Origin of the sequence: Phenylobacterium sp., from assembly GCF_036495085.1 — a bacterium.
GTDB lineage: Bacteria > Pseudomonadota > Alphaproteobacteria > Caulobacterales > Caulobacteraceae > Phenylobacterium.
In genome coordinates this window covers 1-18,670 of the sequence record NZ_DASXNL010000187.1, presented here as the reverse complement: position 1 = coordinate 18,670, position 18,670 = coordinate 1, and the positions used below count along the sequence as shown (strand labels likewise).

20 protein-coding genes are annotated in these 18,670 nt (G+C 67.0%); 7 read left to right on the top strand and 13 right to left on the bottom strand.

Translation table 11 applies throughout. The features are described from left to right. Positions 1 to 44 precede the first annotated feature (44 nt). The gene (locus tag VGI62_RS21130) at positions 45 to 2,039 is read right to left on the bottom strand and encodes an ATP-binding protein (protein WP_331506555.1); all 1,995 of its coding nucleotides are present in this window, start codon (positions 2,037 to 2,039) and stop codon (positions 45 to 47) included. 231 nt (positions 2,040 to 2,270) lie between these two features. Between VGI62_RS21130 and VGI62_RS21125 the strand changes: the two genes are divergently transcribed. Then, complete coding sequence (locus VGI62_RS21125; protein WP_331506554.1) at positions 2,271 to 3,434, top strand: cell wall hydrolase; 1,164 nt, start codon at positions 2,271 to 2,273, stop codon at positions 3,432 to 3,434. On the opposite strand, the gene VGI62_RS21120 is transcribed toward VGI62_RS21125, so the two are convergent. Next, complete coding sequence (locus tag VGI62_RS21120) at positions 3,407 to 3,895, bottom strand: N-acetyltransferase (protein WP_331506553.1); 489 nt, start codon at positions 3,893 to 3,895, stop codon at positions 3,407 to 3,409. The genes VGI62_RS21125 and VGI62_RS21120 overlap by 28 nt on opposite strands. A gap of 6 nt (positions 3,896 to 3,901) precedes the next feature. Next, positions 3,902 to 4,915 (bottom strand): thioredoxin-disulfide reductase, encoded by a 1,014-nt coding sequence (gene trxB, locus VGI62_RS21115; RefSeq protein ID WP_331506552.1) that lies wholly within the window; start codon positions 4,913 to 4,915, stop codon positions 3,902 to 3,904. Between the two features lie 33 nt (positions 4,916 to 4,948). Between trxB and VGI62_RS21110 the strand changes: the two genes are divergently transcribed. From VGI62_RS21110 to VGI62_RS21095, 4 genes are read left to right on the top strand one after another with little or no spacing between them, the layout of a single operon-like run. Continuing rightward, complete coding sequence (locus VGI62_RS21110; protein ID WP_331506551.1) at positions 4,949 to 5,146, top strand: hypothetical protein; 198 nt, start codon at positions 4,949 to 4,951, stop codon at positions 5,144 to 5,146. Between the two features lie 50 nt (positions 5,147 to 5,196). Beyond that, the gene (gene pseI / locus VGI62_RS21105) at positions 5,197 to 6,261 is read left to right on the top strand and encodes a pseudaminic acid synthase (protein WP_331506550.1); all 1,065 of its coding nucleotides are present in this window, start codon (positions 5,197 to 5,199) and stop codon (positions 6,259 to 6,261) included. A 4-nt stretch (positions 6,262 to 6,265) separates the two neighbouring features. Beyond that, the gene (locus VGI62_RS21100; RefSeq protein WP_331506549.1) at positions 6,266 to 6,946 is read left to right on the top strand and encodes a DNA alkylation repair protein; all 681 of its coding nucleotides are present in this window, start codon (positions 6,266 to 6,268) and stop codon (positions 6,944 to 6,946) included. A 40-nt stretch (positions 6,947 to 6,986) separates the two neighbouring features. Next, positions 6,987 to 7,931, top strand: coding sequence for a hypothetical protein (locus VGI62_RS21095; protein ID WP_331506548.1), 945 nt, complete (start codon positions 6,987 to 6,989; stop codon positions 7,929 to 7,931). Here the strand turns inward: VGI62_RS21095 and pseG are convergent. The 4 genes from pseG to VGI62_RS21075 form a co-directional block, all read right to left on the bottom strand. Then, positions 7,928 to 8,962, bottom strand: coding sequence for a UDP-2,4-diacetamido-2,4,6-trideoxy-beta-L-altropyranose hydrolase (pseG, locus tag VGI62_RS21090; RefSeq protein ID WP_331506547.1), 1,035 nt, complete (start codon positions 8,960 to 8,962; stop codon positions 7,928 to 7,930). The genes VGI62_RS21095 and pseG overlap by 4 nt on opposite strands. A gap of 204 nt (positions 8,963 to 9,166) precedes the next feature. Further along, positions 9,167 to 10,162, bottom strand: coding sequence for a mitochondrial fission ELM1 family protein (locus VGI62_RS21085; protein WP_331506546.1), 996 nt, complete (start codon positions 10,160 to 10,162; stop codon positions 9,167 to 9,169). Between the two features lie 11 nt (positions 10,163 to 10,173). Beyond that, positions 10,174 to 10,647, bottom strand: coding sequence for a transcription elongation factor GreA (gene greA, locus VGI62_RS21080; RefSeq protein WP_331506545.1), 474 nt, complete (start codon positions 10,645 to 10,647; stop codon positions 10,174 to 10,176). A gap of 233 nt (positions 10,648 to 10,880) precedes the next feature. Beyond that, a complete protein-coding gene (locus VGI62_RS21075; RefSeq protein WP_331506544.1) occupies positions 10,881 to 11,261 on the bottom strand; it encodes a nuclear transport factor 2 family protein in 381 nt (126 codons plus the stop codon). A 72-nt stretch (positions 11,262 to 11,333) separates the two neighbouring features. On the opposite strand from VGI62_RS21075, the gene VGI62_RS21070 reads away from it, so the two are divergent. Then, the gene (locus VGI62_RS21070; protein ID WP_331506543.1) at positions 11,334 to 11,966 is read left to right on the top strand and encodes a glutathione S-transferase family protein; all 633 of its coding nucleotides are present in this window, start codon (positions 11,334 to 11,336) and stop codon (positions 11,964 to 11,966) included. 81 nt (positions 11,967 to 12,047) lie between these two features. On the opposite strand, the gene VGI62_RS21065 is transcribed toward VGI62_RS21070, so the two are convergent. The 3 genes from VGI62_RS21065 to VGI62_RS21055 form a co-directional block, all read right to left on the bottom strand. After that, on the bottom strand, positions 12,048 to 12,548 hold the full coding sequence (locus tag VGI62_RS21065) for an ATP-binding protein (RefSeq protein WP_331506542.1): 501 nt from the start codon (positions 12,546 to 12,548) through the stop codon (positions 12,048 to 12,050). A 9-nt stretch (positions 12,549 to 12,557) separates the two neighbouring features. Next, positions 12,558 to 13,346, bottom strand: coding sequence for a glucose 1-dehydrogenase (locus VGI62_RS21060; RefSeq protein ID WP_331506541.1), 789 nt, complete (start codon positions 13,344 to 13,346; stop codon positions 12,558 to 12,560). Between the two features lie 172 nt (positions 13,347 to 13,518). Then, on the bottom strand, positions 13,519 to 13,683 hold the full coding sequence (locus VGI62_RS21055; RefSeq protein WP_331506540.1) for a hypothetical protein: 165 nt from the start codon (positions 13,681 to 13,683) through the stop codon (positions 13,519 to 13,521). 237 nt (positions 13,684 to 13,920) lie between these two features. Between VGI62_RS21055 and VGI62_RS21050 the strand changes: the two genes are divergently transcribed. Beyond that, entirely contained in the window at positions 13,921 to 14,169 is a 249-nt protein-coding gene (locus VGI62_RS21050) for a hypothetical protein (RefSeq protein WP_331506539.1), read from the top strand. Between the two features lie 141 nt (positions 14,170 to 14,310). Here VGI62_RS21050 and VGI62_RS21045 read toward each other — a convergent pair whose 3' ends face one another. The 3 genes from VGI62_RS21045 to VGI62_RS21035 form a co-directional block, all read right to left on the bottom strand. Then, a complete protein-coding gene (locus tag VGI62_RS21045; RefSeq protein WP_331506538.1) occupies positions 14,311 to 14,739 on the bottom strand; it encodes a hypothetical protein in 429 nt (142 codons plus the stop codon). A gap of 88 nt (positions 14,740 to 14,827) precedes the next feature. Further along, positions 14,828 to 18,118, bottom strand: coding sequence for a carbamoyl-phosphate synthase large subunit (gene carB / locus VGI62_RS21040; protein WP_331506537.1), 3,291 nt, complete (start codon positions 18,116 to 18,118; stop codon positions 14,828 to 14,830). A gap of 269 nt (positions 18,119 to 18,387) precedes the next feature. Continuing rightward, positions 18,388 to 18,594 (bottom strand): cold-shock protein, encoded by a 207-nt coding sequence (locus VGI62_RS21035; protein WP_324947934.1) that lies wholly within the window; start codon positions 18,592 to 18,594, stop codon positions 18,388 to 18,390. Between the last annotated feature and the right edge of the window lie 76 nt (positions 18,595 to 18,670).

Here is an 18,670-nt window from a genome sequence, read left to right as displayed (position 1 = left end):
TGCAAGTCACGGAAACGTCTCGCCGCCTGGGGGGATCCAGACTCCTAGACGGCCTGGGTCGCCCTGCCGGCGGTCACAGTTTCGATGACGGCGGCCAAGGTTTCGGCGAGGTAGGGCTTGGTCAGGAGCGGCCAGGGCGCCTGGGTGGCGGCCCCCAGGGTTTCGCCGGTATAGCCCGAGGTCAGCACGACCGGCAGGCCGGGCCTCAGTTCGACAGCCAGGTGGGCCAGTTCCACGCCGTTCGTGCCGCCCGGCATGATCAAGTCGGTGATCATCAGGTCGATCGGCAGACGGCGCCTCAGTATCTCCAGCGCCGGCGCCGCGGCGGCCGCGCGCACGACCTCATGGCCCAGTTCGGTCAACATCGCCTCGACCATTTCGCCGACGCCGGCGTCGTCCTCCACCAGAAGAACCCGCCGCCCAGGCCCCCGTCGGGAGGCCCGAACATCGGCCCGGGGCGCAATTTCGGCGGCGCCGGCCTGGGCCAGGGGCAGGTAGATCCGCACGCTCGCGCCTTGGCCAAGCACGCTTTCCACCGAGGCTGCGCCGCCGCTCTGCCGGGCAAAGCCGTAGACTTGGCTGAGCCCAAGCCCCGTCCCACGGCCCGGCTCCTTGGTGGTGAAGAAGGGCTCGAAGACCCGCGCGGCGGTCTGCACGTCCATCCCCTCGCCGGTGTCCTGCACCGAAACGCAGATGTATTCGCCGGCCGGCGATTCCTCGACGGCGCCATCCGTCAACCTGCAAAGCCGGGTCTCGACCCTTATGGCGCCGCCGGCCGGCGTGGCGTCGCGGGCGTTGACCACCAGGTTCATCACCGCGGCCTCGAGCTGGCTGGGATCGATGTGGCTCACCGCGCCCGGCGAACCCGGCGCAACGGCCAGGTTCACCGCTTCGCCAACTGCTCGGCGCAAGAGCGGTTCGCTCTCCGCCAGGACGTCGTCGACCCGCACCAATTGCGGCCTCAGCGCCTGGCGGCGCGAGAAGGCGAGAAGCTGCTGTGTCAACCGCTCGCCGCGCCTGGCTGCGCCCTGCGCCGCCTCGATCATCCGATCACGCATGACCTCGTCGGCCGGACGCCTCTGGATCAGGTCGAGCGCGCCGGTGATCACCGTCAGGAGATTGTTGAAGTCGTGCGCGACGCCACCGGTCAGCTGCCCGACAGCTTCCATCTTCTGCGCCTGGCGCAGCGCCGCCTCGGCTTCGTCGCGTTCGGCGAGCGCTGCCTGCACGCGCTCGGCCAAGAGGTCGTTGATCCGCCTCAGGTCGGCTTGCGCCCGCTTGGCGTCGGTGATGTCGTAGCCAACGCCGATGTAACCGGCGAGTTCGCCATTGGGCAGGTAGCGCCGCTGCGAGACCGAACGTATCCACGGATACTCCCCGTCGCTGCGGCGGTAGCGCGCCTCCCAGACGAAGTCGCCGCCGCTGGCCTCGGCGGACGCCTCTTGCAGGGCGATGCGGCCAAGGTCATCGGCGTGAATCATGCTGCGCCAGTCCAAACTCAGCGCCGTCTCGTAGTCGAGGCCGAGGAACTCCAGGTAGGCGCGGTTGGCGAATTCGCGCGTCCCATCGGGGTTTGAGACCCACATCAGCACAGGCGCGCTGTCGGCCAGCGTGCGGAACCGCGCCTCCGTGGCGGCCAGGTTGGCCTGGATCTTCGCCGCGGCGGCCGTGGCTTCGTCAAGGCGAAGCAAGGCCTCGCGAAGGCCGGCTGCGACCAGCACGGTGGCCGCGCCCGACAGGCCGAATTGAAGGATCACCGCATCGCGCGAAAGCGTCGAGGCGACCGTCGTGGCGCCGAAAAAGCCGATGACCATCGTGATGATCAGTGAGCCCCAGCCCCAGCGCGGGCCGGCGTAGAGGGTCGCGACGATGAGCGCCGGGAAGTAGGTGGCTGAGAGGCCGGTCGCGTTGTCGAACCCCAACAACAATCCGCGGATGAGCACCGCGCCTGCGAAGGCCGTCAGAGTGATCAAAGCGGCGCGCCACAGCGGTGCTGAGCGCCTCGGAATGAACCGCAGCGGCCATTCGGGCGGGGTCATATGCAGGGCCTCTCCGGCACGGATCTCTGCAACCTCAGCCTAGCGGCGCCAGAATGGGAGTGCTGGCGACAGGGCGCAACCGACGATATGAGCGTTGGCCGCATCGTTCAGGACAACGCCCTCAGGCTCCGCTTGTTCATCTTTTGGCCGGATTTCGGCCCAATCGGCGCCCGCCCTCGGACTTAACGGGGTAGCGGCGCATAAGGCAGGGAAGGCGACGGGATTCGCAGGGTGCTCGGTATAAGACGCCGCGCCGGCGTGGCGGCGGCCTTGGGGGCCGCCGCGCTCAGCGGGTGCGCGCCGGCGGCGAATCACTCCCAGGCGGTTGACGCACGCCTCCTGGCGACCCGAGGGTATTCAGATCCAGCCTTGCTCTCGGCGACCGCCACGCTCGATCCGGCGGCCCGCGAGCTTGCCCAGCGTCACGTCCCGCGCCTGCCGCATCCCGACGCCTGGGGACGCCCGGTGGGCTGGGCCAACCTGGACTTGCGCCAGGTTCCTGATCTGGGATTTGCGGCGCAGGAAGGCGAGGGGGCCGTCGAGGTGAACAACCTTCGGCCGTTCGCCGGCCTGCCGATCCGCCCCATGCGCCCGTTTGTGCTCAAGGCCGACGCCGATGACAGCGCGCGTGCGCTCCACTGCATGACCCAGGCGGTCTACTACGAGGCGGCCCGCGAGCCGGTCCGCGGCCAACAGGCGGTCGCGCAAGTGGTGCTGAACCGCGTGCGCCACCCGGCCTATCCGAAATCCGTGTGCGGGGTCGTCTTCCAGGGTTCGGCCCGGCCCACCGGCTGCCAGTTCACCTTCACCTGCGATGGCGCCCTGAGATGGAGCCCGCAACCGGCTCTGTGGCGCCAGGCGCAGGACGTGGCCAGGCGGGCGCTGGCGGGCTTCGTTGACAAGGACGTGGGCACCGCCACCCACTATCACGCCGCCTACGTGGTGCCGTATTGGGCTCCGACGCTCGTCAAGATGACCCAGGTGGGACAGCACATCTTCTATCGCTGGACCGGTCCCTGGGGGGAGCCGCCCGCTTTCAACGGCCACTACGAGGGGCGCGAGGCGGACCTTTCGCCGGCGCTGCTGGCCAGCCTTGACGCCCGAACCCAAGGCCAGGGCCTGGCGCCGCTGCGCCAGATCACGCTGGCGGTCGCGGGCGAGGTGCGCACCTACAACGTCGCCGACCCCAAGGCGCCTGGGGGCGAACGTACGCGGGTCATGGGTACGCTCAACGCCTCACGTCGTCAGCCGACGCCTGCAGAGGTCCGGCGCATCAACGAGAGCCTCGCGGCGATGGAAAAGGGTATGGACGCCCAGCCCGCGCCAGAGCCCACCGCGGCCAAACCACCAGCTCCCAGGGCGGAGTCTCAGGCGGCGGCGAACGCGTCTGGATAGCTGACGCTGAGGGCGGCGTCGAAGGCGCGATCTTCCAGCGCGAGCGCCTGGAAAGCGGCCATTCCGCGGAAAGGGGCGCTGACCTGGCGCGCGGCGTCCGCCGAAAAGCCGAACCGGCCATAATAGGCTGGATCTCCCAGCACCAGCACGCCATGGCACCCGAATTCGCGGCAGTTCTCCAGGCCCACACGGACGAGCGCCGAGCCCAGCCCGCTCTTCTGTCGGTCGGGCCGCACCGCAAGCGGCGCCAGGGCCGCGTAGAGCTCACGCCGGTCGGCCCAAAGGCGGCTGAAGAGAAGGTGGCCGACAACGTCTCCCTCCTCTTCGGCGACCAGTTCAAACACCACGTCACCGTCGGTTCGCAGACGGCTCACCAGATCGGCCTCGTCGGTCCGCCCGAAGGCCGCCGCTACGACGGCCTCGATGGCGGGGTGATCGGCTATGCGGGCGTGACGGATCATCACCGCTTACCAGGCCCCGATCTTCTCGGCCTCGTGGTGGCTGATCGGATGGTGCGCTTTGCGGTGGTCCTCTTCGGCCAGGAAGCGCACGGCCTCCAGCGCGGCCATGCAGCCCATGCCGGCGGCGGTCACCGCCTGGCGGTAGATGTCGTCGGTGACGTCACCGGCCGCATAGACCCCTTCGATCGCGGTTGAGGCCGTGCCGGCTTTCACCTGCAGGTACCCGGAGGCGTCCATCTCCAACTGGCCCCTGAAAAGCTCCGAGGCCGGCGCATGGCCGATGGCGATGAAGACGCCGTCGCACGCGACGAGTTGCGTTTGCCCCGTCTGGACGTCCTTCAGCCGGACACCGGTGACGCCCCTGGGATCCTCGGCGCCCACCACCTCCTCGATCGCGTTGTTCCAGATCACCTCGATCTTGGGATTATGGAACAGCCGCTCCTGCAGGATTTTCTCGGCGCGGAACTCGTCGCGCCGGTGCACGACCGTGACCTTCGAGGCGAAGCTGGTGAGGAACAGCGCTTCCTCCACGGCCGTGTTGCCGCCGCCGACCACGACCACCTGCTTGTTGCGGTAGAAGAAGCCGTCGCAAGTGGCGCAGGCCGAGACACCGAAACCCTGGAACTTCTGCTCGGAAGGCAGGTTCAGCCATTTGGCCTGTGCGCCGGTGGCGATGATCAAGGTCTCGGCGAGCCACACCTGGCCGGAATCCGTTGTCAGCCGGAACGGCCGCCGCGACAGGTCGGCGGAGAGCACGATGTCGTTCACGATCTCGGTCCCGACATGCTCAGCCTGGGCTTGCATCTGTTCCATCAGCCAGGGACCCTGGATTACGTCGGCGAAGCCTGGGTAGTTCTCGACGTCAGTGGTGATGGTCAGCTGACCGCCGGGCTGGATGCCCTGGATCAGCACGGGATTCAAAAGGGCGCGCGCGGCGTAGACCGCGGCGGTGTAACCTGCCGGGCCTGATCCTACGATCAGGCAGCGGACGGAGCGGGGATCGGAACGATCGTCAGACATTGCCCTTATGTAGGCGAGATTCTGGAGCGGCGCATGCAAGACGAACTGAAGACCGCGAGCCTGGTCGCCCTGGTGGGCGCCGCGGTCGGGGCCGGCGTCGCGATCGGCGTCGGCGTGCGCCTCTTCTCGGCAGTGGCGATGGTGGGCCTGGGCGCTGGGATCGCACTCGGTCTGGTGGTCGGAACCAGGCCCGCGTCACCATCCCTCGAGCCGCCGCCATCGCTGCTCTGAGCCGCGCTTAGTTAACGCGCGTTTCAGCGGCGGGGACTAGACTGAGCGCGATGGACTCCGCCGCTTCTGCTCCCGAAATCGAGATCGCCGGTCGAAGGATCGGGGCGAGCCATCCCCCCTACGTCATCTGCGAACTGTCCGGGAACCATAACGGCAGCCTGGAGCGGGCCCTGGCCATGGTCGATGCGGCCGCAGCCACCTGCTGCGACGCGATCAAGATCCAGACCTATACCGCCGACACGATCACACTCGACGTCGACCGGCCGGAGTTCCGGATCACGGGCGGTCTTTGGGACGGCCGCAGCCTGCATGAACTCTATCGCGAAGCGCAGACGCCTTATGAGTGGCACGCCGCGCTCTTCGCCCGCGCGGCCCAGCACGGGGTCACCCTGTTCTCCAGTCCCTTCGACGAGACGGCGGTCGACCTGCTCGAGGGGCTCGGCGCACCGGCCTACAAGATCGCGTCCTTCGAGGCCGTGGACCTGCCGCTGATCCGCTACGCCGCGACCAAGGGCAAGCCGCTGATCATCTCGACCGGAATGGCCAATCTCACGGAGATCGAGGCTGCCCGCACCGCTGCCCTGGAGGCCGGGGCGGCCGGCGTCGCGCTGCTGCATTGCGTTTCCAGCTATCCGGCGGACCTCGCCGACGCCAACGTCCGCACGGTCGCCGACATGGCCGGCCGGTTCGCCTCGCCCATCGGGCTTTCCGACCATACCCATGGCGCGGCGGCATCGATCGCGGCCATCGCCATGGGCGCCGGCATTATTGAGAAGCACTTCACCCTTGCCCGCGCCGATGGCGGTCCGGACGCGGCCTTCAGTTTGGAGCCGGCGGAGTTCGCCGGCCTGGTGCGCGACTGCAAGAACGCCTGGACCGCGCTCGGCCGCGCTCACTACGACGTCCTGGGATCGGAACGCGGCTCGCTGCAGTTCCGCCGCTCTCTCTATGTCACCGCCAACGTGAAGGCCGGTGAGGCTCTGACCCGCGCCAACGTCCGCTCTGTCAGACCCGGCAACGGCCTGCCGCCCGTCCACCTCTCCGAGGTGCTGGGCCGCCTCGCCGTGCGCGATCTCCAGCGCGGCGAGCCGCTGGCCTGGGACATGCTGGGCTAGGCCGTTGGACGCCGCGGTCGCCATCGCCCGCGAGATCGAAAATCTGCCGCGCCGCGACACGGCTTCGGTCCGCGCGGTGCGCAGGCGCTGGTCGAGGAAACTGCGGTCCGCTTCGGCTGAAGAGGTTCTGACGCTCGCTGTGGAGTTCGAGGCCCAGGCGGGGCAGGGCGGCAAGTGGGTCGCCTACGAACTCATCCGTCACCACGCGGCCGCTTTTGCGGCCGTCAGCGAGCAGCAGGTCGCCGATTTCGCGAGCCGCGCCCAGTCCTGGTATGCGGTCGATGCGCTGGGCACGATCCTGACTGGCGCGTTATGGGCGCGGGGGCGGATGTCAGACAGCCTCATTGAGGTTTGGTCGAAGTCTCATGACCGCTGGCGCCGCCGCTCGGCCCTGGTCGCCACCGTTGGCTTCAATGCACGCGACTCCGTGGGCGGCCCAGGCGCCGCCCGCACGCTCGCCATTTGCCGCCGCCTTGTCGCGGACCGCGACGACATGGTCGAAAAAGCGCTGTCCTGGGCGCTGCGCGTCCTTTCGCAGCGCGATCGACCAGCGGTCGAGAGTTTCATGGCCGAGATGGGCGATCGATTGCCGGCGCGTGTGCGACGCGAGGTCAAGAACAAGCTTTCGACCGGCCTGAAGACGCCACGAGCGAGGCCTGGAGGCCCTAAGGTAACGGCGGGTTAAACCAAATCGCGGCCTGCTGAGGGCAGGCAGGAGACACCCGATGAACGCCATGCCAAAGCCGCGCGAACTCGAACCCTCGCTCGCCGAGACCGTGGTCGAGGATTTCATCCGCGATGGCGCACATCTCTTCGCTGAACCGGTGAACCCAGCGGCCTGCGCGGAGCTCTTGGCCCAAATCCGGGCCACCCGCGACTTCGGCTCGACGCTCTTTCTCTCCGAGCAGGAGTTCGATGCCGACCCGCAATATACGGGCGTCAATCCGCGGCCCGGCCGCAATCTGCTGGAGCGTTTCGAGGATCGGCTTGGTTTCGTCGAGAAGGCGCCGCAGCTGGTGGAGGCCATCACCGCGCTTCTCGGCCCCGACTACGAGATCCTCAACAAGAAGGTGGTCTGCGGCATGCCCGCCGCCTCTGTCCCGTCATGGCTGAAGACGCGCGTCCTGGGCAATCCGGTGAACAACCTCGGCGCCTATGTCCGGCCACAGTACCGGGACGTGACTTATTTCTACGGCATCGACTTCCATCAGGACCTGATCGACTACAAGCAGCGTGAAGCCGACTTCCTGACCCTTTATGTCTACCTGCACCCGGTGGCCCGCGCCGACGCGCCGCTCTACCTGCTGGAGGGCAGCCATGCGCTCGGAGGCTCGGTGTTTCCACACACCTTGACCCGCATCGGTGACGCCGACTGGCTCTACCGCAACGCCGAGCACGGCGAAGTGGTGGCCCGCCAGCGCATCCTGACCGGCGATACCGGCTTCGCCGCGATCTGGCACGCCTGCACGCTGCACGGCACTCAGCCGGACGCCGCCGACCACGAACGCATATCGCTGCGCTACCTGGTCGCGCGCCGGCACGAGGGCCGCACCGGCCTCGACGACGTCAATGCCGTCATCAGTGGGCCTCTGCGCCTTTCCGACACCCGGGCTGACCTTGCCGTCGACGGCTCGGCGATCCTCCGGCGCAATACCGTCAACCAGGCCTAACTCACTCGAAGGGCGATCAGCTTCAGCAAGGCCTCGGCGACCCGGGGCCCGCCCTGTCCATCGCACAGCGCCGCGCTTTGGGTCGCAAGGTCGCGACGCAGAGCCGCGTCTGTGAACAGCCGCATCAGGGCTCGATCGAAGACAGTCTCGAAGTCCGCCGCGCGCGCGTCGGCCACCAACGCCGCCTCGCGTTCCGCCAGCGCCTCGGCGGACGCCCGCTGGTTCTCAGCCAGCACCAACATCAGCGTCGGCAGGCCGAGCGTACAGCGCTCCCAGGTGGAGGAGCCCGCCGCCCCTACGGCGATGTCTGCCTCTGCGGTCAGCCTGGCCATGTGCGGGCTGTCGACGTGCAGGGTGATGCGCGTGTCGCGCCTGGCGATCTTGGCCAGGCTGGCCAGGCTGGGCGCATCGCCGCCGAGCACCACATCCAGACCGGCTTCGCCGATGCGCGGCCGCAGGCGGTCGACCACGCGGGCCGTTATCGCGTCAACGTCGGTCAGGCCAAGAGACACCAGCACCCGGCCGACCGGCTCGCCCCGCCAGGCAAGCGCCGTGTCCCGCAGCGCCGCGAAGTCGGCCCGCACCGGCGCATAGTGGGGACCCAGCAACAGGCGCGCGTCGGCATCGACGAGACCGTTGTAGTCCTCGGCGTGGCGGGCCGGTCCGGAGTCCAGGATGATGTCGCCGCCCAGCGGCCGGTCGGCCAGGTCGTCGATGACCAGCGTGGGATGTCCTTGGCCCATGGTCCGGTGGTGGGCCGCCGAGAGGCCGTAGTGATCGAACACCACCGCGTCATAGCGCTCGCCGGCCACGGCCTCGGCGAGGTCGCGGGAGGAGGTGGAGAGAGCCTCGGCTTGCGGCATCTGCGGCGCGAAGGCCGCAAGGATCGCCCCAACGGGCGGCGGCGCCACAAAGCGGCAATTCGCACCATGCGCCGCCAGGACGCCAGCCAGCGTCAGCGAGCGCATGACATGGCCGCCGCCCACGGCGGGGCCGGCGTCTGCGACGAATAGGATACTCGGACTGCTCACCAACGCTCTGATCTCCGGAAGGTGCGAACCCTGCCCGCGTCAGCTTCAAATGCAAAGGGCCACCCCGACGAGCGGCCCGGCTGCTCGACATTGTGATGGGGCGCCAGATGACAGCAGCTCAGAGATCTGGGTCAGCGAGGGGGCGTCCGAATGACCGCATCGTCGCCGAAAGGGCGTCATGGCCTATCGCCTTCGCCAGAGGCCCTACGAGCGAAGGGTCTTTCGGCCTTCGTCGAACCGCCGCAGCAGTTCAGCCGCGACGCGATTGGTTTCGTCCAGCGGCGGATAGCTCCAGGTCGCAAGGCTTCCGGTGAACGGGCGCGCGACGCCACGGCCCCTCAGGTCCTGATGGAAGCGATCGAATTTTCGCGCGCCGCCGGCCATGGCCAGGACGTGGATCGGCTTTCCCGTGGTCGCAGCATCGGTCGCCAGGTTCGTGGAGTCCTCGGTCACGAGGATGATGTCGGCGGCGGCCAGAAAGGCCATGTAGGGATTGTCGCCGTGTCCATCCCAGATCCAACCCGGCACGTGCGCCAGGCTCTCGGTCAGGACGTCCCGCGCGCCCTGCGGCGTGCGGCGGGTGAAGCTGAGCAGCAGCGAGCCGCCGATGGCCTGGATGGCGGCCGCCACCTCCTCGCCCATGGCCCTGGCGCGCTCCGGCGGCAGGTCGTGGGACTTGGACTTGCCGCCGACGATCATCGCCACTCTCGGCTTTGGCAGGGGCTCGATCCGCGGCCGGAACCGGGCCAGGTCGCGGGCGAAGCCTTCGGCGCTCATCCGGTTGGGCGCGCCGACAATCGGAAAGACGTTTGGGCCGGCCACTTCGTCGTGAACCGGCGGAATTACGAGGTCGAAGGCCGTCATGGCGCGACGCGGGTCCTGAGTCTGGACCACGAAGGTGCGGCCCCTCGACCAGCTGCGGATGCGGCGCGACAGCGGCACGCTCGCACGGCCCGACCCGATCCAGATATCGGGCCAGGGCGGGCCGATGGTGCTGTCGACAATCAGGGTCAGGCGAGGAAAGGGCAGCAAGGCCAGGGGCGTGCGCCCGAGCGCCGGGCGCCAGCCAACCCGCTTGACGATGACCGTCGACGGCCGGCGGCGCGCGACAGCCTCTGCAAGCCCCAAAACCTGGGCCTCGATGCCGACGCGGCCGTCCGATACGGCCCAGATGGTCAGGGGAGCAGAGGTTTCGGCCATTCGGGAGTGGGCTAGACCCACTCCACCTTGGTGATCTCGTAGGCCTTGACGCCGCCGGGGGTGTTCACCTCGACGGTCTCGCCGCTTTCCTTGCCGATCATGGCGCGCGCGATGGGAGACGTGATCGAGACGCGGCCCTTCTTAACGTCGGCCTCATGCTCGCCAACGATCTGGTAGCGCGCCTTCTCCTCGGTGTCCTCGTCGATCACCGAGACGGTGGCGCCGAACTTAACCTGGGTTCCCGAGAGCTTCGAAACGTCGATGACCTGGGCTCGGGCCATCTTGTCCTCGATCTCGGCGATCTGACCCTCGATCCAACCCTGGCGGTCCTTCGCGGCATGGTATTCGGCGTTTTCGGAGAGGTCGCCGTGCAGACGCGCCTCTCCGATCGCGGCGATCACGGCAGGCCGCTCCACAGTCTTCAAACGCTTCAGCTCTTCGTCGAGGGCGTGATAGCCCTCGGCGGTCATCGGGACTTTTTCCATGGGTGGTGGTGACTCGGGTTCGCCCTAGTTAGGAGTTCGCAGTTTCCGGCCGCGGGCGCAGGCGTCCGGGGGGAAAGAGGATAGGTTTGTGCGCCGCAAAATGCAAGTTGACCAGACCGGCGCTACGCGAGTCCTCCGTGACGTCAGCCTAGGCGGCTGCGGCGAGCTCTTACGATAGAAGCCGTTCTTTGCGACTTCATCATGACCTTCCAGTTAACGCCAGGGCGCCTTCGTCAACCTGAGGCGGCAGGCGGGCGGGTCTGGCGCGGGTCGTAGAAAAACCTTTCCTCGGCGATGCGCTCGCCGTCCCATCGCTGCAGGGCGATCTCCTCCATCACCACCGGCGCCCCGTCAGCCGGGCTGAAGACGAACTTCCAGCGGATCATCACCTTGTCGCCATCTATCAGGAGGTCGGTGACGGGCTCCGTCCTCATCGTTTGGAAGCGGGCCATTGTCGCCCGCTCATCGGCGATCAGCCGCTCGAGGCCGCGCCGAGGCTCCTGTTGGTTGTCCTGCATTGAGGCCTGCGGATGATAGAACTGCTCCAGCGCCTCGACATACTCCGCCTGTTCCACCATGGCGACGAAGGCCAGGACACGCTCGCGGCTGGGCATCGGCATCCTCCACAACTGGCGGCGGAGGCCGGCCCACCCTAGCTTATGCTCCGCCCCAGGAGACCTTTCGCCATGGCCACGCCGCGCCGCATCGTTCTCTACCACTCACCTGCCAGCCGCGCCTTTACAGCTTACTGGATGCTGGAAGAACTTGGCGTGCCGTTCACCGTCGAAACCGTCGACATACGAAAGGGCGATCAGAAAAAGCCCGCCTATCTTAAGCTCAACCCCGCCGGCAAGGTGCCCACGCTCACCGACGGCGAGGCGGTGGTGAGCGAAAACCCGGCAATCGCAATCTACCTGGCGGATCGCTACGGCTACGGAACCCTGGCGCCGAAGATCGACGATATCGAACGCGGCCCGTACCTGAAGTGGATGGTCTATTCGAGCGCCGTGGTCGATCCCGTCGCTACGCTGCATGAGCAGAAGATCGACCTGCCCGGATACAGCTTCAGCTTCGGCGCCTTTGACGACATGGTCCGCGTGCTGAGCGGCGTCCTGAAGGATCGGAAGTACCTGTTGGGCGCTCGGTTTTCCGCGGCCGACGTGGTGCTGGGCGGCACACTCTCACGGCTGCTCTACCAGAAGGTGTTGCCTAAGGACCCGGTGCTGCTGGACTACAATTCGCGCCTCACCGAGCGACCAGCCTTCCAGCGCGCCTCCGACGCCACCTGGCCCGCCCACCTTTTCCCGACGCCGGCCTAGACCCGAAAATCCAGGTCGATGCTCTGAACGTCCTAAGTGCGCGACTTTGCGGCCGTGGAGGCTCTGCCTGACCCTTCGTGGCTAGTCGCTCTCGCTGACCACCGCGCCGGCCAGTTCAGCGGGCTCCGGGGCCTCATAAACCCCCTCGATGAAGTCGAAGAGGTCCGGGGTCACCTCGATGGCGAACCCCTCGCCGCGCACCTTGTTGCGGTCCAGGACGCGGGCGCGTCGGGCCTCCTTGGGGGCGTTGACGAAGTGGAACTGCAACGGCAGGCCCGTAGCCTCGGCGATTTCGCGCACCCGCCCCCGGTCGGCCCGGCGCATCAGGCCAATGTCCAGGATGACCGACGTACCGGTCGCCAGCACCGCGGCCGCGGTCGCCCAGATCTGCGCCTCGCATCGGCCGACGCGCTCGACCATCCAGTCGTACTGAAGAGGCTCGGGCATGTCCGGGCCGAACATCTGGGCCATCCAGGCGTCGAGGATGAACGCGACCGCCCTTTCTCGTCGAGCAAAGGCGTTCGCGTAGGTGGTTTTGCCCGCGCCGCAGGGCCCGAAGATCACGTTCAAGGTCGCCGTCATGGCGACCTGCTAGCGGACGGAAAGGCCGCCGTCGATGACCAGTTCAGCTCCGGTCACATAGCGGCTCTCCTCGGATGCGAGCCACAGGACGCCGTTCGCAATGTCTTCGGGATATCCTTTTACGCCAAGCGGCACGGCCGTGGTCGACATCGCGTCGAGGTCCGGAGGCGCGTTCGTGCCGGGGTCTCCAGGCGTGAGGATCGACAGCCAGATCGGCGTCTCGATGATGCCGGGATGCACCGAGTTGACCCGAATGCCGTCCTTGGCGTTCGAGCACTCCATGGCCACTGCCTTCGTGAAGAGTCTGACGCCGCCCTTGGTCGCGCAATAGCCCGCCAGGATCGCCGAGCCCTTCAGTCCGGCGACTGAAGACATGTTGACGATCGATCCGCCGTCGCCGGACTGGCGCATCAGGGGGATGGAATGCTTGGTCCCGAGGAACACCCCATCCAGGTTGACCGCCGTCTGCTTGCGCCAGTCGGCGAGCGACATCTCGGTCACCGAGCCGGGAATTGCGATGCCGGCGTTGTTGACCAGGATGTCCAGCCGGCCATGGCGCGCCTTGATCTGACCGATCACGCTCTCCCAGTCAGCCTCGCTGGTCGCGTCGTGACGCAGAAACTCTGACTTTCCACCGGCCTTTTCGATGGCCGCGACGGTCTCCGCGCCCTTGGCGTCCTGCAGGTCGGTGATCACGACGATCGCACCCTCGGCAGCCAGTTTCTCGGCGCAGCCGCGCCCAATGCCACTCGCTCCGCCGGTGACCAGCGCAACCTTGCCCGCGACCCGACCGCCCATGACGCACGCTCCCGTTCTGGCCGCTTAAGGCCGCCGGCGGCGCAGCGAGCGCCGCACTCTTTTGCAGTTCATACGACAGGAATGAGGGCGCAAGCCACCAGTCCCGCCAAAAGCAGGACAAGTTGGGGGCGCGGTGGCCGCCGGCGCGTGCGGCGCCGGCGCCTGGTAGGCGTCAGCGCATCCAGCTCGGCGTGGAGTCGCTGGTCATGATCCCGTAGGCCATGCCGATCGCAAGCAGCACTATCGCCACAATCATCAACGTGCCGAGAAGGCCTTCGAAGCGCTCGGCAAGATGCCGGTTTTTGTGGTGGTGGGCTTCCTGATGGTCAGAGTGCATACGGCTTACTCCCAATCTGCTGGGGTCTTCCCCGCCAGACTGCGGCAGACGCCAATCGGCGTCGTTCCGGCCGGTCAAAATGGGCTGCCGGAGCGAGCCCGCGCGCCTGCATCAATCAGGCTATGAGGGGAATCTGCGCCCGGAAATAACCTCGGTCAATCAGAAGCTTGGGTTTCGCCTTCGCCTGCTGTGCGAACGTGGCCTTGGTGCAACAAAGTTACCATGGTACCAAGGTGGATGAAAACGATTGAACGGGTGCAAACCGGCGTCCGCATAGAGCGGCGGCTCTTGAAGGTGTTGAAGGCTCTGGCCGAGCATCTGGACATGTCGCTCGGCGACCTTCTCGAAGGCATCGCGCTGCACGCCTTCGAGGGCAAACAGGCCTTCTCGCCGGCGACGTTGGAGAAGATCGCGGCCCTCAGGGGCGTCTACGACCTTGACCTTTCCGCGGCCGATTCCCACCAGCTTTCCGAAGACGGGCAATGAGCCCGGACCGGCGCATTACCTCTGGCGCACAGCATCGTGGCCTTCGTGGTTCGGGCGAGCGCCAAGCCCCTTTTCGACGGCAGGCCTGTCCTCCGCGGCCAGGCGTATGTGCGGCAGGCGTCCGGCGCCCGTCCTGAGGAGCTAGTTGAAGGCGAAAACGGCGCAAAGGATTACGCCGCCCATAATGGCTCCGATGAGGGGCCCGGCGGCATGCAGCACCCGACCCGCGCCTTCATCGCCACGCCGGAACCGCGCCTTGGCCCCTTCCATGACCCCGATAGCGACAACGCCGGCGGCGACGAGGACCATCTTGGCCCAAAACCAGCCGCCGAGGCCGGCCGGGCCGTTGAACTTGAGCCACAGTATCAAGGGGCCGCTGACCAGGAGGAGCATCAGGCCGATGAGCGAGATGCGCGTGAGCGCGGTGGCCAGCGGCCACCAAATATCACGCTGCTCGGCCGGCGCGGCGACCAGCCTGGGGCCCACCTGGGACATAGCGATGCCACCCCCGACGCCCATGGCGGCCGCAAAGAGGTGCACGAATAGCAGGCCGTTGACGACGGTGTTCATGGCTGGGCGCGCCCCCCGGTGCGATTTCGGGAAGTCTAGCACCGCCCAGGCGCGGGGAAAGACGTCACTATCGGGCCGAAGGGACGTCCTACGCGTAGCTTTGCAGCGGCCGCACTTCGAGGGTGTCCTCCACCGTCGCCACGATCGCCTGGGCCGCCGCCAGGGCGCCCGCAGCCGTCGTGTAGTAGGGGGTCTTCATCATCAGCGCTGTGCGCCGCAGCTCGAAGCTGTCGGCCAGGGACTGGCGACCCTCGGTGGTGTTGAAGACCAACTGCACCTCGCCGTTCTTCATCGCGTCGACGATATGCGGGCGGCCCTCCAGAACCTTCTTGATCGGCTCGACCGGTAGACCCGCCGCGGCCAGGTAGCTCGCCGTACCGCTGGTCGCCCGGACGCGGAAACCCAGACCGATCAGGAGCCGAACCGGCTCCAGGACCCAGGGCTTGTCGGCGTCCTTCACGGAGACGAAGACGCTGCCCTTCTTCGGGAGCACCGTGCCGCCGCCAAGTTGACTCTTGGCGAAGGCGCGAGCGAAGGCCGGCGCCAAGCTCTCGCCTGGGCGGACCCAGTCCAGCCCCATGACCTCGCCCGTCGAACGCATCTCCGGCCCCAACACCGTATCGACGCCCGGGAAGCGGGCGAAGGGGAACACCGCTTCCTTCACAGCGACGTGGTCGTAGGGCGTTTCGGTCAGGTCGAAATCCGCGAGCTTCTTGCCCGCCATCACCTTGGCCGCAATCGCCGCCAGCGGGCGGCCGATCGTCTTGGCGACGAAGGGCACTGTACGGCTGGCCCGAGGATTGACCTCCAGAACGAAGATGCGGGGCTCCTCGGAGTGGGGCTCCTCGATGGCGAACTGTACGTTCATCAGACCGCGCACCTCGAGCGCGCGCGCCATCGCCTCGGTCTGCCGCTTCAGTTCGGCGACGGTCTCGGGCTTGAGGGAGTAGGGCGGCAGTGAGCAGGCGGAATCGCCGGAGTGCACGCCAGCTTCCTCGATGTGCTCCATGACGCCCGCGACGAACACCGCGCCATCGGCGTCGCACAACGCGTCGACGTCCACTTCGGTAGCCCGGGAAAGGTACTGGTCGATCAGGACGGGGCTATCGCCCGACACCTGCACGGCGTGGCGGATGTAGCGGTCGAGCTGTTCGTCGTCGCGAACGATCTCCATCGCCCGTCCGCCGAGCACATAGGAGGGTCGGATCACGACCGGGTAGCCAACCTTGTGCGCGCCTGCGAAGGCCTCATCGCGACTGCGGGCGATGGCGTTCACCGGTTGGGCGATCTTCAGCCGGTGTAGAAGTTGCTGGAACCGCTCGCGGTCTTCGGCCAGGTCGATGGCGTCGGGCGTGGTCCCGAGGATCGGGATGCCCGCGTCCTCCAGCGGCTTGGCCAGTTTGAGCGGCGTCTGGCCGCCGAACTGGACGATGACACCCAGCAGGGTGCCCTTCGACTGCTCCACGTGGATCAGTTCGAGGACGTCCTCCGCGGTCAGCGGCTCGAAGTACAGGCGATCGGAGGTGTCGTAGTCGGTCGACACCGTCTCCGGGTTGCAGTTCACCATGATCGACTCGATGCCGATCTCGTCCAGCGCAAAGGCCGCGTGGCAGCAACAATAGTCGAACTCGATTCCCTGACCGATGCGGTTGGGGCCGCCCCCCAGGATGATCGCCTTCCGGGCGTCCGACGGCTCGCTCTCGCAGTCGGGCGCCTGGCCCAGCGCGCCGGTCTCGTAGGTCGAGTACATGTAGGGCGTTTCGGCCCGGAACTCGCCGGCGCAGGTGTCGATGCGCTTGAACACCGGCCGCACGCCCAGCACCCGCCGCTCGGCCCGCACCAGGGCCTCGGTTGAACCGGTCAGATCAGCGAGCCTGGCGTCGGAGAACCCCTGCGCCTTCAGCGCCCGGAAGCCGTGCGCCGTCGCGGGCAGTCCCTCGGCCCGCACCCGGGCTTCCTCGGCCACGAGCGCCTGGATCTGCCGTAGGAACCAGGGCTCGTAGGAGCACGCCGCATGGACGTCCTCGACGGAGAGCCCGTGACGGAAGGCCTGGGCGATCACGAGGAGCCGGTCGGGGGTCGGCTGGCCGAGCGCGCGGAGCACGGAGGCGTGCCCCATCTCGGGATCCTCGGCGTTTTCAATCGTCACCTCGTCGAGGCCGGAAAGGCCGGTTTCCAGCCCACGCAGGGCCTTCTGAAGGCTCTCGGCGAAGGTGCGGCCGATCGCCATCACCTCGCCGACCGACTTCATCGATGTGGTCAGGTATGGCTCCGATCCCGGGTACTTCTCGAAAGCGAAGCGCGGGATCTTGGTGACGACGTAGTCGATGGAGGGCTCGAACGAGGCCGGCGTGGCGCCGGTTATGTCGTTCATCAGTTCGTCGAGCGTGTAGCCGACGGCAAGCCGCGCGGCGACTTTGGCGATCGGAAAGCCGGTGGCCTTGGAGGCCAGCGCCGAGGACCGCGACACCCGCGGGTTCATCTCGATCACCACCATCCGGCCGTCGGCCGGATTGACCGCGAACTGCACGTTGGAGCCGCCTGTCTCGACGCCGATCTCGCGCAGGACAGCGATCGAGGCCGCCCGCATCCGTTGGTATTCCTTGTCGGTCAGGGTCAGCGCCGGAGCGACGGTGATGCTGTCGCCGGTGTGCACGCCCATCGGATCGATATTCTCGATCGAGCAGACAATGATGCAGTTGTCCGCTTTGTCGCGGACGACCTCCATCTCGTACTCCTTCCAGCCCAGCACGCTCTCTTCAATGAGCACCTCGGTGGTGGGTGAAAGGTCGAGCCCGCGCTCGACGATCTCGCGAAATTCCTGCGCGTTGTATGCGATGCCGCCGCCGGTGCCGGCCAGCGTGAAGGATGGCCGCACGATCGCGGGCAGGCCAACGAACTCCAAGCCTTCGAGGGCTTCGTCCATCGTGTGCGCGGCCTTGGACTTCGGACTCTCAAGGCCAAGCTTGTCCATCGCATCGCGGAATTTCTGACGATCCTCAGCCTTGTCGATGACCTCAGCGTTGGCGCCGATCATCTCGACGCCGTACTTCGCCAGTACGCCCGAGGCGTCGAGCGCCAGCGCGGTGTTGAGCGCCGTCTGGCCGCCCATCGTGGGGAGGAGCGCGTCAGGGCGTTCCTTGGCGATGATCTTCTCGACCATCGCCGGCGTGATCGGCTCGATGTAGGTGGCGTCGGCGACGTCCGGATCGGTCATGATCGTCGCCGGGTTGGAGTTCACCAAAACGATCCGATAGCCCTCGGCCCGGAGCGCCTTACACGCCTGGACGCCGGAATAGTCGAACTCGCAGGCCTGGCCGATTACGATCGGGCCAGCGCCGATGATCAGGATCGAGGTGATGTCGGTCCGTTTGGGCATGTCTCTTCGCGCGCAAGGACGCGCGGCTGTTACGCCGACGTCCGGTCATGACTGCAGGTTAAGCCGCCCGTTTAGAGACGGAGTCGATAGGGCGCAACCCACCCCTGTTCGCGGGAAGGCGCGCGCAGGGGAAATAAGAGATGTTCTTGGAGTTTTCGGGCGAATTCGGGTGGTGTCAGCTTGGCCAAAGCGCCCAAACAAAATGGGCCGGTGCGGACACCGGCCCATCGCTGTGGCTTGGCGGGGATTTACCCCCGCAAATCTGTAGCCTAGGCCTGAAGTTGGCCTGCCGCGGACTTGCCGCTGCGCGGATCCTTCTCGAGCTCGTAGGTGATCTTCTGGCCTTCGTTAAGGCCGCGCAGGCCCGCGCGTTCGACCGCGGAGATGTGCACGAAGACGTCAGGACCGCCCTCATCCGGTTGGATGAAGCCGAAGCCCTTGGCGCCATTGAACCATTTGACGGTGCCGGTAGCCATGTAAATTCAAGTCCTTCGATAGGTTATTGCCGACCGGCCCAAGCATTTGCGCCGACGATCAAAGTTCGAAATGGGT